Source organism: Microvirga ossetica (assembly GCF_002741015.1).
GTDB classification, from domain to species: domain Bacteria; phylum Pseudomonadota; class Alphaproteobacteria; order Rhizobiales; family Beijerinckiaceae; genus Microvirga; species Microvirga ossetica.
In genome coordinates, this window is sequence record NZ_CP016616.1 from 819,231 (window position 1) to 830,986 (window position 11,756).

Annotated in this window: 13 protein-coding genes; 7 read left to right on the plus strand and 6 right to left on the minus strand. The window is 61.2% G+C overall.

Features of this window, described 5'->3' with window-relative positions; all coding sequences use genetic code 11:
* Positions 1-142 precede the first annotated feature (142 nt).
* Positions 143-334: a hypothetical protein gene (locus tag BB934_RS03730; protein WP_099508429.1), complete on the plus strand. Its 192-nt coding sequence runs from the start codon at positions 143-145 to the stop codon at positions 332-334.
* A gap of 139 nt (positions 335-473) precedes the next feature.
* Positions 474-2,384: a potassium transporter Kup gene (locus tag BB934_RS03735; protein WP_099508430.1), complete on the plus strand. Its 1,911-nt coding sequence runs from the start codon at positions 474-476 to the stop codon at positions 2,382-2,384.
* A 22-nt stretch (positions 2,385-2,406) separates the two neighbouring features.
* On the opposite strand, the gene BB934_RS03740 is transcribed toward BB934_RS03735, so the two are convergent.
* On the minus strand, positions 2,407-2,640 hold the full coding sequence (locus tag BB934_RS03740) for a hypothetical protein (RefSeq protein WP_157934014.1): 234 nt from the start codon (positions 2,638-2,640) through the stop codon (positions 2,407-2,409).
* 727 nt (positions 2,641-3,367) lie between these two features.
* Here BB934_RS03740 and BB934_RS48800 point away from each other — a divergent pair.
* Positions 3,368-4,195 (plus strand): hypothetical protein, encoded by an 828-nt coding sequence (locus BB934_RS48800; RefSeq protein ID WP_210422132.1) that lies wholly within the window; start codon positions 3,368-3,370, stop codon positions 4,193-4,195.
* A 252-nt stretch (positions 4,196-4,447) separates the two neighbouring features.
* On the opposite strand, the gene BB934_RS03755 is transcribed toward BB934_RS48800, so the two are convergent.
* Positions 4,448-5,599, minus strand: coding sequence for a sensor histidine kinase (locus tag BB934_RS03755; protein ID WP_099508432.1), 1,152 nt, complete (start codon positions 5,597-5,599; stop codon positions 4,448-4,450).
* Between the two features lie 310 nt (positions 5,600-5,909).
* Here BB934_RS03755 and BB934_RS03760 point away from each other — a divergent pair, with 310 nt between their 5' ends.
* A complete protein-coding gene (locus tag BB934_RS03760) occupies positions 5,910-6,437 on the plus strand; it encodes a response regulator (RefSeq protein ID WP_099508433.1) in 528 nt (175 codons plus the stop codon).
* A 291-nt stretch (positions 6,438-6,728) separates the two neighbouring features.
* On the opposite strand, the gene BB934_RS03770 is transcribed toward BB934_RS03760, so the two are convergent.
* From BB934_RS03770 to BB934_RS03775, 3 genes are all read right to left on the minus strand, one after another.
* Positions 6,729-7,067, minus strand: a complete 339-nt coding sequence (locus tag BB934_RS03770) for a Crp/Fnr family transcriptional regulator (RefSeq protein ID WP_210422133.1) — start codon at positions 7,065-7,067, stop codon at positions 6,729-6,731.
* A 216-nt stretch (positions 7,068-7,283) separates the two neighbouring features.
* Positions 7,284-7,469 (minus strand): hypothetical protein, encoded by a 186-nt coding sequence (locus tag BB934_RS46845; RefSeq protein WP_157934015.1) that lies wholly within the window; start codon positions 7,467-7,469, stop codon positions 7,284-7,286.
* Positions 7,470-7,940: 471 nt separating this feature from the next.
* On the minus strand, positions 7,941-8,681 hold the full coding sequence (locus tag BB934_RS03775; protein WP_099508434.1) for a Crp/Fnr family transcriptional regulator: 741 nt from the start codon (positions 8,679-8,681) through the stop codon (positions 7,941-7,943).
* 313 nt (positions 8,682-8,994) lie between these two features.
* On the opposite strand from BB934_RS03775, the gene BB934_RS50840 reads away from it, so the two are divergent.
* Positions 8,995-9,294 carry a DUF6894 family protein gene (locus BB934_RS50840; RefSeq protein ID WP_099508435.1) on the plus strand — a complete coding sequence of 100 codons (300 nt, stop codon included), beginning with the start codon at positions 8,995-8,997 and terminating at the stop codon, positions 9,292-9,294.
* A 322-nt stretch (positions 9,295-9,616) separates the two neighbouring features.
* Here the strand turns inward: BB934_RS50840 and BB934_RS48805 are convergent, their stop codons facing one another.
* On the minus strand, positions 9,617-9,829 hold the full coding sequence (locus tag BB934_RS48805) for a hypothetical protein (RefSeq protein ID WP_157934016.1): 213 nt from the start codon (positions 9,827-9,829) through the stop codon (positions 9,617-9,619).
* 65 nt (positions 9,830-9,894) lie between these two features.
* On the opposite strand from BB934_RS48805, the gene BB934_RS03790 reads away from it, so the two are divergent.
* Both BB934_RS03790 and BB934_RS03800 read left to right on the plus strand, forming a co-directional pair.
* Positions 9,895-10,125, plus strand: coding sequence for a hypothetical protein (locus tag BB934_RS03790; RefSeq protein ID WP_157934017.1), 231 nt, complete (start codon positions 9,895-9,897; stop codon positions 10,123-10,125).
* A 683-nt stretch (positions 10,126-10,808) separates the two neighbouring features.
* On the plus strand, positions 10,809-11,729 hold the full coding sequence (locus tag BB934_RS03800; RefSeq protein WP_099508439.1) for a vWA domain-containing protein: 921 nt from the start codon (positions 10,809-10,811) through the stop codon (positions 11,727-11,729).
* The last annotated feature ends 27 nt before the right edge of the window (positions 11,730-11,756 follow it).

The following is an 11,756-nucleotide window of genomic DNA, read 5'->3' on the forward strand; positions in this document are numbered from 1 at the left end:
TTCCGGCTCCTGAGCTATGATGCAGCCATGGGGGCGCCCAAAGGGCAGACATTGCCTGGGGACAATTCCTCATGTCACAGGCTCCGGCCTTGTTCGACAGGTCTGCCTTCGGCACAGAAGCCAGCCGCAGTAGGGTGCCCTCATGACGCCGCAACCCATCGCCACCGCTCCGCAGGAGGACGACCAACCCCTCCTCCTCTTCTGCCCCGATCAGGGCGGCTGGCACTCCGGCATCTGGTTCCGGGGCAAATGGCTGGCCTACATCGATACCAGCGTTGTGCTGGATCCGTCCCATTGGCTTCCGGTCCCCGCCGATCCGCCAGGCGCAGGGTAATCAGCTCCCTGTCGCCGCCACGGACGAGCCATCATCGACGCACCGGCCGCGCCCCGATCTGTCGGAACTGAAACCCTCCGCCATGCCGCTACGTTGAGCCGGGGGGAGCCTATTCCCTGCTGAAGAGGTGGGAGGGTTCATGGCCGCGACAGGTATCAGCGAGCGGATGGGCGTCGGCCCTGCCGAGCACGGGCACGCGGCCCCGACCTCCTTCTGGGCCCTGACCCTCGGCTCCATCGGCGTGGTGTACGGTGACATCGGCACCAGCCCGCTTTATGCCCTCAAGGAAAGCCTCGCGGCTGCTACCGGCCATGCCGGCGCCGGTTCCCTGACGCGCGAGATGGTGATCGGAGTGGTCTCCCTCATCCTGTGGGCCCTGATCATCATCGTCACCCTCAAGTACGTCGCCATCGTCCTGCGGGCCGACAACAACGGCGAGGGCGGCACCCTCTCGCTCGTGACACTCGCCCAGCGCGCCCTCGGCCACAGCACCGGCGCCACCATCGTCCTGGGCATGGTGGGCGCCTCCCTGTTCTACGGCGACGCGATCATCACGCCGGCGATCTCGGTCCTCTCTGCGGTCGAGGGTCTCAAGCTGGTAACGCCCGCCTTCGATCCTTACGTCATACCGCTCAGCCTTGCCATCCTGATCGGCCTGTTTGCCGTGCAACGCCATGGGACAGCGAGCGTGGCCATGTTCTTCGGGCCGATCACCGCGTTCTGGTTCGCCATTATGGGGCTTGGCGGCCTCATGCACATCCTGGATGATCCCGGGATCATCAGCGCCATCAATCCAGTCCATGGCCTCAGCTTCCTGGTCAGCCATGGCACGGCTGGACTGTTCGCGCTCGGCGCGGTGTTCCTGTCCGTGACCGGAGCCGAGGCGCTCTATGCCGATCTCGGCCACTTCGGCCGCTCGCCGATCCGGACCGCCTGGCTCGGTTTCGTCCTGCCGGCGCTGGCCCTCAACTATCTCGGCCAAGGCGCCATGCTGCTGGCCCACCCCGAGCACCTGGAGAACCCGTTCTTCCTGCTCTATCCCTCGTGGGCGCTGCTGCCGATGGTGATCCTGGCAACCGTGGCGACCATCATCGCCAGCCAGGCGGTGATCACCGGCGCGTTCTCGATCTCACAGCAGGCGATGCAGTTGGGTGTCTTGCCCCGCTTCCGCGTCTTGCGTACCTCCGAGACCGAGAAGGGCCAGATCTACATCCCCTACATTAACTGGCTCCTGCTCGTGGCCGTCATCGTGCTCGTCGTGATGTTTGAAACATCGAGCGCCTTGGCGGCTGCCTACGGCATCGCCGTGACCGGCGACATGGTAATCACCACCTGCCTGCTGTTCGTCGTGGCGTGGAAGTTCTGGCGCTGGTCGCCAGTGGTCACGGCGCTGGTGCTGGCACCGTTCTTCGTCATTGAGCTCATCTTCCTGGGGGCGAACGCGCTCAAGATCCCGCAAGGCGGCTGGTTCCCCTTGATGACCGGCGCGGTCCTTTTCACCCTGATGTGGGTATGGCGCAAGGGCTCGCGTCTGCTGGCCGAGATCTCGCATCAGGGCCGCCCGCCGCTGCCCGAGTTCATCCGGACTGCTGAGAGCAGCCCGGTGCCGCGCGTACCGGGCACGGCCATGTTCCTGACGGGGAACGCCCAGGATGTGCCGGCCGCCCTGCTGCACAATCTGAAGCACAACAAGGTGCTGCACGACCAGAACGTCATCCTGACGGTCGTGACCGAGGAGGTGCCACACCTCCCAGAAGAGGGTCGCGTCACTACGGAGAAGCTTTCGAATCGATTCTCGCGGGTGATCGTAAGATTCGGCTTCATGGAGAGCCCGAACCTACCCAGGGCGCTGCGGGAGGCCGGCTTCGACTTGGAGAATGTGTCGTTCTTCCTGTCGCGACGGGCCTTGCAGCCATCGCGTCAGTCGGGCTTGCCACTGTGGCAGGACAACATCTTCATTCCGCTGGCTCGGTCCGCAAGCGACGCTTCGGATCACTTCTGCATCCCGGAGGATCGGGCGGTCGAGGTCGGGGAACGGATCACCATCTGAGACGCACACGGCGAGCCGCCCGTCACCAGAGCATGAGCGAGAGAATCAAGCATAGGAACGAGAGGGCGGCGGCCGCCAGTCCGATCCGATGCCAGTACCTGAAGTCCCAGTGTCTCAGGTAGGGCATGTCACCCGTCTCCGGCGTGAGTGGCTGCTTCAGGGCGTCCTTGAAATCGCGCCACGAGCGCCGGGCGATCATCGCGGCAACGACGGACAAGCCACCAAAAAGGATTGCGCCGTCCCACGCCAGGTTCACGAAACCATCCCTGCCACGTTGCAGTCCTATGGTCCCAAACTGTTTGAGCTCTGTCAAAGGTAACGCGATCGGGGCTCAATCCCCGTAATCTTCAAGGCGAGCTTCGTCATCGTCGCCGCACTTACGAATTTACCCCGTGCGCGGATCGTTGATCGACCTTGCAGTAGAACCAGCATCGAAGGTCTGAAACGGGTGTGCGCCGTGACAAGGCGGCGTTTTCCAGTGGGTGCAAGTCCCACCCGGCCACCGCTCCAGCCGGAAGCAACCGGAGCAGTCATGGAGTAACGAAATGGCTGAAGCCTTCGGATAGCGGGTCACGCATTGGTGACCGCGCGAGTGTGCAGGCCGTAACGTGAGTGAACGCTGAGCAAGCCTCGAAAAGGACGATGTGCAGGCCGACCCGACAACCCTTTCGGGGAAGGCTGATACGGCTGGGTGAATGAGCAAAGAGTACGCCCAGGCGCTGCACCGGGGTAGTGGCGGCAGCATGGACACAAGGAAAGCGCACGCAACACGGGAAGCCCCAGGACGTGGTCAGGGATGACCAACCGGAGGCCCGCGAGGGACAGACCGGGCGCCCTGGGGTGGCGGAGAGGCTCGTAGGACCTTGGAAGCCGGGTAATGCCGGTGGAGGAAAGGGGCCTCAGTTCAAGACAGACGCACGACGTGGTGAGGGATCTGGAGATTGGGCAACCTATCAACTCCGAAGAGTGTTCAGAAACTGCAGATGGCGTTGCACGCGAAAGCGAAGGCAGAAGCCGGTTATCGCTTCTACGCCCTGTACGACAAGATCAGCCGCGAGGACATTCTGGCGCATGCCTATGCCCAGTGCCGCTCCAATAAGGGCGCACCGGGTGGCGACGGTCAGGACTTTGCGGACATCGAGGCGTATGGGGTCGAGCGGTGGCTGGGTGAACTGGCGCTGGCGCTCAGGCAGGAGACTTACCGACCGGACCCGACCCTGTCTGATGTGTTGATCCGGACAAGCACACGCTGGCGCCGCGTCACCATGCCGGGCTGGTATGGTGAAGGAGACCGCATGGTTGAGTTCTGCTCGGCCACGGCCGTGTGGCGCCATAGCGGAAAACCCATCGTTCCCATCCGCTGGGTGCTGCTGCGCGATCCCCTCGGCCGCTTCTCGCCGCAGGCCCTGCTGTGCACCGATCCCACGCGCGATCCCGTGCAGATTATCCGCTGGTTCATTTTGCGGTGGCAGGTCGAGGTCACCTTCCAGGAGGCGCGCGCGCATCTGGGTGTGGAGACCCAGCGGCAATGGTCGGATCATGCTGTGGCTCGCACCACGCCCTGCCTGTTCGGGCTGTTCTCGATCGTGACCCTGCTGGCAGGCCAACTCGGGCAACGCGCCCGCACGGCTGTTTCGATCGACAGTTGGTACCGCAAGTCTCATCCGACGTTTGCGGATACTCTCGCGGCCGTGCGGCAGCAGATCTGGCGTGAAACGGGTTTACTCACATCCCGGTATCGGCACAAAACGCCAAAACCCTCACGGGCGCTTCAGCGATGCTTAGTTTACGCACTCTGCCACGCCGCTTGATTGGCTAAACTCGAACTGAGGCGTCTGCGAACAAGCCCAGCGGACAGTCCGCTGGGCTTCCCCTTGGAGTGGAGGGCCGCCGAGATCGCAGCAGGGCAAGCGCTCGAGGTGGTGGCACAGGCGAAGCGGCGTTGGAGATACCGGGATCTCTATGTCGGTGCGATTTAGAGAAGTCACAAATTCTCACCGATAGAGATGTCACGCCCGTTGTGATTCGCAGAAGCCCCTTTATGGAATTAGCAGATCCAAATGTCAGCGGCGGCTGAATTCGAGGCAGAGGGCTGTTCCTTGCGATGACGACCAGTCCAGCCTGGCGTCGAGCTGGCGTGCGAACGCCTCGATCAGCTTCATTCCAGTGCCGGAGCCGGGCCGTGCCGGACGTGGTCCGGCGGGCAGCCCCTTGCCATTGTCGGACATGCGAACGCGGATTCCGTTGTCCTCCAGCACCTCGACCCTCACGGAAATGACACCTCCCTGCCCGCTCTGGCCATCGAAGGCATATTTCAGGCTGTTGGTGACGAACTCGTTCAGGATGAGACCGAGCGGCACCGCAATCTCAGGGGCGAGGTCCACCTCCTCGATGGCAAACTCCAGCCGCACCTTGCCGAACTGGCCTTCGTCCAGATGGCACAGGCTCTCGACAAGCTGCATCACATACGGACGCAGTCGGAGAAGATCGGTCGTGCCGGCGACATAAAGCAGCTCGTTGACCAGGCGAAGCACCTCGATCCGTTCGCCGACCGTGGTCAATTCCCGACGTGCCTCTTCCGAAGTGACGTCCCTGGCACGCATTCTCACGAGGCTGGTGACGATGCTGATATGGTTCTTGACCCGATGTTGCAGCTCCTTGAGCAGATGCTGGTTGGCTTCAAGGGCTTCCTTCAGGCTATAGGCCTTGTGCAATCGGTCAATCACCGGCCCCAGGATCGTGGCGTAGGTTCGCAGGAACGCGATGTCCTCCTCCCCGAACTCGCGCGGTTCGCGGCTGTCCACCTGGAGCAGTCCGTAGGGCTTTCCGCCGGGCAGGAAGATCGGCACGTTGACGATGGCAACGGCCCCGTGTTCCTTCAGGAAGGCCGGCAACTCGAAGCGGTCTTCCTTGTCGATGTCGTTCGTGACGACCGGCTTGGCAACCTTGATCGAGTAGGTCTCGGAGGACCGCTCGTTCATGGGCAAGTGCACTTTTCCGACATATCCCGGCTTCCAGCCGACCCCTGCCCGCATGAACACGGACCTTCCATTCTGCTCGATTTCCAGAACTTTCGCGAGATCCGTCCCAAGGGCATCGCCAACAAGGCGGCAGGCTTCCGTCAAAATCTCGTCGAGATCCTCGTTGCGCAGGGCGAACTCACCGAAGTCGGCGAGCACCTTCTGCCGCTTAATTATCTGTTCGCGATCTGGCATGGTGCCCTTCTTGACTAAGACCTGCGATTTAACTTTGCCGTATAGAGGTATGTTCCGAGGACCTGCGTTAAGCCAGGATGTAATCAGACCAGAAGACTGGCGTTTTATCCCGCTCTCATTGCTACAAGCCTTTCAACCCGAGTGGGAACACGGCGCAGATAATGGTGTCCTGGCGCTGTATCCTTTCTGAGTTTGAGGCTATACAGTGTTTTCAGTCGCCGGATTCTCCCGGCAGGCTTTGGCATGACGCCACACAGCCCGAGCGCCCCAGCACTCTTGACTGAGTGCAGAGAGAAAATGGGCGCATTTCATGAACACCACCGAGAACAGGCCTCCCGTCATCCTCGTCGTTGAGGATGAAACATTGCTACGAATGCTTGCAGGGGACATCCTGACCGACGACGCGGGCTACAGGGTCATTGAAGCTGTCAACGCGGACGAGGCCCTGATCATGCTCGAAAGCCGGCACGACGTGCGCCTGGTCTTCACGGATGTCAACATGCCGGGGTCGCTGAACGGCTTTGCGCTGGCTCGCATCGTGGACATGCGGTTCCCGGGGATCAAGGTCATTGTCACATCAGGACTGGCCCGGCCCGGTGTGGGAGACCTCCCGAAGGGCAAGCGATTCCTGCCCAAGCCCTATGCGCCTTCTGCTCTGATCACCATGGTGCAGGAGATGCTAGGCGAGACGGCAAAGCCTGCCATGGTCCCGCTCGATACGGTCACGGTTGAGCAAGGTTCTCCGGTTCTCCCGACGGCCATAAAGATCAGACGGATGCACAGCGGCATTGGTGCTGTGGGCGGCCTCGCACAGCCCCTCCCCGGGCCGGAAGAATAAACCTTTGTCGGTGCGGATTCCCGAACAGGAAAGTGAAGATTAGCGCGATCAGGCTCAATGGGCGAGGCGCTGGCCGATCCAGTCCTGGGCTGCGTCCAGCGTGGCAAAAGGTGGGGTGGTTGGGACCATCCAGCCGACCATAGCCTGCTTTCAGATACAAGTGACCTAATATGCTGTCATGCCGCTGGCCAAGGTGGGTCAGTACCGCCACCAGCCGTTGCTTGCCATCGAGGACCAGCATGCCCTCTTCATCGCTGCCAGTGGCAACACGCATGGGCTGAAGGGTGAAGGTCATGCGGCAGTCTGATTGCTCTCAAGGTGCAGGTAGCGCGGGGTGAACGCGCCCACTTCCTTCGACTTGTCCGATTCAGGAACGGTCAGCCGGTCGCCGCTCAACTCGATCAGACCGTCAGCCCGCATCTGCTGGAGAACCCGGTTGACGTGCACCGGCGTGATACCCATTGCATCCGCGAACTCGCCTTGGATGATGGGCAGGGCACAGCTATAGTCCTCTGCCAGACCAACGGCTCTGAGGCGCACCAGCACCCCGCACAGCACATGCGCTATGCGCTGGTAGGCTTCGCGGCGTCCGATATTCATCACTCGTTCCGGAAAGATCGATGCATCCATCGATGAGGGTCTCGCGCCAGAAGGCTGCGGCGAGGCGTGGATGGCGCTCGCAGAGGTCGTGCAGGTCCTCATGGGTAATGAACCCCACCCGGCATTGGGTGAGGGTACTGACGCTGCTGTCCAGCACCTTCAGGTGCAGACCTGTTTGTGGCACCAGGTTGAAAGTCATCTTACATTGCACAAGGGCAGGATTCTACTGGACCGGGCCGCACTCAGTCAGAGTTTGGTGTTGCCACATGCCAGGGATTTTTCGCGGTTGTCACAAGGCTCAAGGTAGAGTTTGCCGCAGAAGCGGCACTCTTTGAGTTCAGCTCGGGCTTCGGCAGGTCTCACCTTGTGAGCCGCCGCTCTGGCGGCAATCCCATCAAGGATAGCCTGAGCGGCATCGTTTGGTTTCTTCATGGGTTCGTCCTCCAACCGCGAGAGGCCCGCGGGCTACAAGTCAGAAGGTCACCCGCTGCCGCCGCGCAGGGATGCTGGAAAACCGGCTCCGTGGCACGCAGGCCGCTCTTGGTGCAGCCTAGGCCGCCAAGGTGCTCTGGGCCTCGACGCGGGCCGCCTCGACCCCCATCGCATTCGATCCCGTGTGATCCTCCGAGGGCGTCTCGCTGTCATGCGAGTCAAAGAAGCAGCGAGGCATGGGGTGCTCCTTTGCCTAAAGGCGGGAGCACTCGCATCTCTCAGTCGGCAACAGCCTGAACGCTTGGCTGCCGATGACCTTTATGTAGGCTCTTCATCCCTAATTGCGAGCGGGGCCATGGATGACCACACAGCGCCATGGTCGCGGAAGGCCTTCATGGACGGGTCGCAATGCGGCCTGGCCAAGCGTCGTCGAGATGACCCGCGTGTTTCCGGTGAACCCCTTGATCCCGATCAGAGGGCCTCGTGCTTGACCAGATGCAGGTAGGTCGGATCGAACTCGCCCGCCTTCTGCAAGCCCTCCCAGTCCAGCACCTTCAGAGTGTTCCCACGCCAAGCAATCAGGTTTTCAGCGCGGAGTTCCTGCAGCACCCGGTTGACGTGCACCGTCGAGATCCCGAGCGCACCGGCCAGCTCTGCTTGGGTCACCGGCAGGGTAAAGGCGTGGTCCTCGGCCAGCTCGACCGCTCTCAACCGCACCAGCACTTCGCACAGGAGATGGGCGATCCGACCATGCGCCTCGCGCCGCCCGAGCCCCACGATCCATTGGCGGAAGATCGCCGCATCGATGAGGGTGTCGCGCCAGAACAGGTCGCCGAGACGAGGGTAGTTGCGCATCAGGCTGCGCAGGTCGTCATGCTGAATGAAAGCGAGCTTGGACGGCACCAGCGTGCCGAGGTTGTGATCCATCACGCTCAGGTGCAGGCTTTGCAGGTCGGGGATGTCGCCGCTGATGTGAAACGACAGGATCTGCCGTTTGCCCTCGGCGGTCGTGTTGTAGCGGCAGGCGAAACCCTCGACCACAAGGCAGCACTCGGAGGGGGTATCGCCCTCCCGGACGATGTCCTGATCCGCCGCGACGGTTTTCAGCCGCAGTGGCAGGCGCAGCAGGGCGGCCTTCTCCTCCGGCGCGAGCGGGGCGATGCTCTCCAGCTTGCGGATCAGCGCGGTGGTCTGTGGATGAATGGCGTCCAAGACAGCCTCCCTGATGATCAGGCGGGAGCGCGGGTCTCTCAGCCGCCAGCGCCCGAGGCCTCCATGCCGGCGATGCCCAAAGTATTAGGCCTGAACGCGCCTTGCGCAAGGCATGGGACCATAAGGAAACGGTCCAGTTGAGCCGCATGGCCTGCTATCTTTCGACGTTCGCGAGGGAGCGTGCCTCCCTCCCGATGGCGAGGGCTGTGAGGTCGTCAGCCTCGACGCTGCTGATCCTCAGGGCGATCTGAACGAAGCCAGTTTCAGGGCGTTGATTCAATATCGTCGGTATGACTGATCCAGGCACCGACGCTTGAGAGATCCGTGTGCTCCCGCCTGTTGGCAGAGGAGCACCCCATGCCTCGGGTATTTCTTTCATGCCTTCAACGGGCATGCCCATCCCGACACCGAGGGAATCGAGCTTTCAGGGCTTGAGGAAGCCCGCCAGGAAGCCGTCCAGACTGCAGGTGAGATCATTCGGGGAAACGGCATCAAATCCAGGACGGGCTCAGATTGGCGCATGGAGGTCACCGATGCCGCCGGACAGGGTTTGCTCCGGCTTCGCTTTTCCTTGGAGGAGCTGAGCGGCGAGGCCCCGTTATGCGGAGATTGAGGAGTGCGAGGGGCGGAAACCGGAAGCGAACTTCCGATGGCCGTGTATGGAATACGGAAGCAGCCTCGCCGCAAAAAAGAGCGCCCGTCTGTAAAGAGGGCGCTCTAGGAACGGCTCCGTAGGGGCAGATGGAACCGGGAAGATGTATTACTGAGTTAAATCTCAAATGTCATTAACATATGTAATTACTAATCTGCGGTTTTATAACGCTTAGACAATGACATTATTTTAAGATGCCACAAAATATTTTCACTAAGTGGAACTTAAACTTTACAGGAACGTTATGACACTGACTCAGAGCAAGAAAGCTTCGATGGCCGATTCAAGGAACACTATGGTCCTGGTCAAAGAGGCTCAGGCCGCTCGGGTGAGGGCTCATATCCGCGCTATGGTCTCCCGGCTGGTGGCTCGCACGCGAAAGGGCGAGAACCAACCCGCGAAGTTCGCAGAGTTGCCCTTTCTGGAAGGGATCGCTCTGCGAAAGCAGCTCTGAACAGAAAAGGGTCTTGAAGCGGTTGACGTTGATCGCCGGCATGGATGGTTCAGGCGTCGGTGATCGAGAGATCCGTGTCATCTCGCCTGTTGGCCGAGGAGCACCTCATGCCAAACTATTACCGTAAGCGCTGGGAAGGTCACATCAGAGGTCTCCAGTTACCGCTTGCTGCATGGAACAGCCTGCATGATGAAGGCATCACCTCACTCGACCAACTCAAGGCTGTTGCCGATCGGCTTGAACGCTTTGTCGGGATCGGCTCGAAGATGGCCTATGTGATCCGGGAAGAACTCGCCCGTGTGACGGTTGCCGAAACGCAACCAGCCGACAACGTATAGGACCGATACTGCGAATTCCGAGAAAACGCTTTATGGGGCAGGCACTATGAAGTTGCTTTGGCGAGCATGAGCATTCCTGGCGATGCCGCTCCCGGAAGCGGCGGAATAACTGTGACTGGAACGGTCGCTTGGTTTGACGTGGTCAAACAATTTGGCTTCGTGGCGCGGTGGAGGCGCGTTCTTGCACATGTCGGTATTCAAGGGGCCGGCTATCTCTGGATCCCGCGTGGTACCACACTGCGGGTTAGGATTGAGGATGATCGCGGCAAGCAGCGGGGCGCCGAGGTGCTCGAGGTTGACACAAGCACGGCCCGACCTGTTGAGAACGAACCGATCCTACGCAAGCCCACGAGCTGAACGCCTCAAGCCCAATCGCGCGTAATTCACAGAAGCTCCGTTTTGACAAGCGGTTCAGCCTCGAGCGAGGGCATCCAGAATGAGCCGCCGATGGACATGCCGCTGCTCAAAGGCCTGCTCCAGGCTTCGAAGGAACCCTCGGCAAGGGTGGTGTCCCAGACTTGCTGCCTCATCCGCTTGATCAGGATGAGTTGCTCGGCTACACGCCGCTTAACCTCAGCTAGAGCACCTGAAGCGTAATTAAGGAACTTCGATCTGGCCACCCTGTTGTCGGATAGCTCGGGTCACCCGGCCCGGAATAGAATTGCACCAAGTGGAGCGGACGCATGAGCGATATGGAGCATTCCGACCAGCCTACTCCGGAAACACCTGGGAGCCCATCTTCGGCGGATGCGACAAGCCCGACGGGAACGGCGCTCGGAACGCCGACCGATCCGTCGGCATTCACCCCGGATGCATCAGCGGCGGCAACTCCTGCAGAAAGCGCGCCTGCTGATGTGGCCGCTCCGTCAAACGTGCAGGAGCGTCCGAAGACCAAAGGCGTGGCCGATATCGTGTTCCTCGTCGATGTCAGCGGCAGCATGTCTCCCTGCATTGACGCGCTCCGCAGAAACATCGAGGCCTTCATCGATTCCCTGAGCCAGGGCGATGCCAACAACGCCGCTCCTGTCAGGGATTGGCGCGGCAAGGTTGTCGGATATCGCGACATTGAGGCTGCTCAGGCCGAGGGCCTGCCCTGGATCGTCGACAACTCTTTTGTGCGTGACGCCGGCGCCCTCAAGGTGCAACTCGGCACCTTGCAGGCAAACGGTGGCGGCGACGAGCCGGAATCGCTCCTCGACGCTCTCTACATGGTCGCCTCCATGGAGGCGGTCCCAAAGGGCTCGCAGACCGAGGACCCATCAAAATGGCGCTACAGGAGCGATGCGGCCCGTGTTGTCATCGTCTTCACTGATGCGTCGTTCAAGGAAACCATGAGCCTTCCCGAGGCGAAGGGTGGCTCGCTCCAGGATGTCGCAAACCTTGTCATGGCCAATCGCATCATCCTCAGCCTCTTCGCCCCCAACTTCGAGGGCTATGACCGACTGAGCCAAATCGACAAGTCGGAATGGGAGGTCGTGGAATACGAAGGATTGAACCCGCAGGAAGCGCTGCAGAAATTTACATCGGACCTGGTCAATTTCCGCAATACCCTGAAGCAGCTGGCCGCCAGCGTGTCGCGGTCGGCAGCGACCGTGGCGCTGTAGACGCTCCGCCTCTGGCACGCTGAGCGC

Bases quoted from the DNA above. Each gene is read 5' to 3' on its own strand.
- BB934_RS03730 (WP_099508429.1), top strand. From the start codon at position 143: ATGACGCCGCAACCCATCGCCACCGCTCCGCAGGAGGACGACCAACCC.
- BB934_RS03735 (WP_099508430.1), top strand. From the start codon at position 474: ATGGCCGCGACAGGTATCAGCGAGCGGATGGGCGTCGGCCCTGCCGAG.
- BB934_RS48800 (WP_210422132.1), top strand. From the start codon at position 3,368: ATGGCGTTGCACGCGAAAGCGAAGGCAGAAGCCGGTTATCGCTTCTAC.
- BB934_RS03755 (WP_099508432.1), bottom strand. From the start codon at position 5,599: ATGCCAGATCGCGAACAGATAATTAAGCGGCAGAAGGTGCTCGCCGAC.
- BB934_RS03760 (WP_099508433.1), top strand. From the start codon at position 5,910: ATGAACACCACCGAGAACAGGCCTCCCGTCATCCTCGTCGTTGAGGAT.
- BB934_RS03770 (WP_210422133.1), bottom strand. From the start codon at position 7,067: ATGGATGCATCGATCTTTCCGGAACGAGTGATGAATATCGGACGCCGC.
- BB934_RS46845 (WP_157934015.1), bottom strand. From the start codon at position 7,469: ATGAAGAAACCAAACGATGCCGCTCAGGCTATCCTTGATGGGATTGCC.
- BB934_RS48805 (WP_157934016.1), bottom strand. From the start codon at position 9,829: ATGCCGGCGATCAACGTCAACCGCTTCAAGACCCTTTTCTGTTCAGAG.
- BB934_RS03790 (WP_157934017.1), top strand. From the start codon at position 9,895: ATGCCAAACTATTACCGTAAGCGCTGGGAAGGTCACATCAGAGGTCTC.
- BB934_RS03800 (WP_099508439.1), top strand. From the start codon at position 10,809: ATGAGCGATATGGAGCATTCCGACCAGCCTACTCCGGAAACACCTGGG.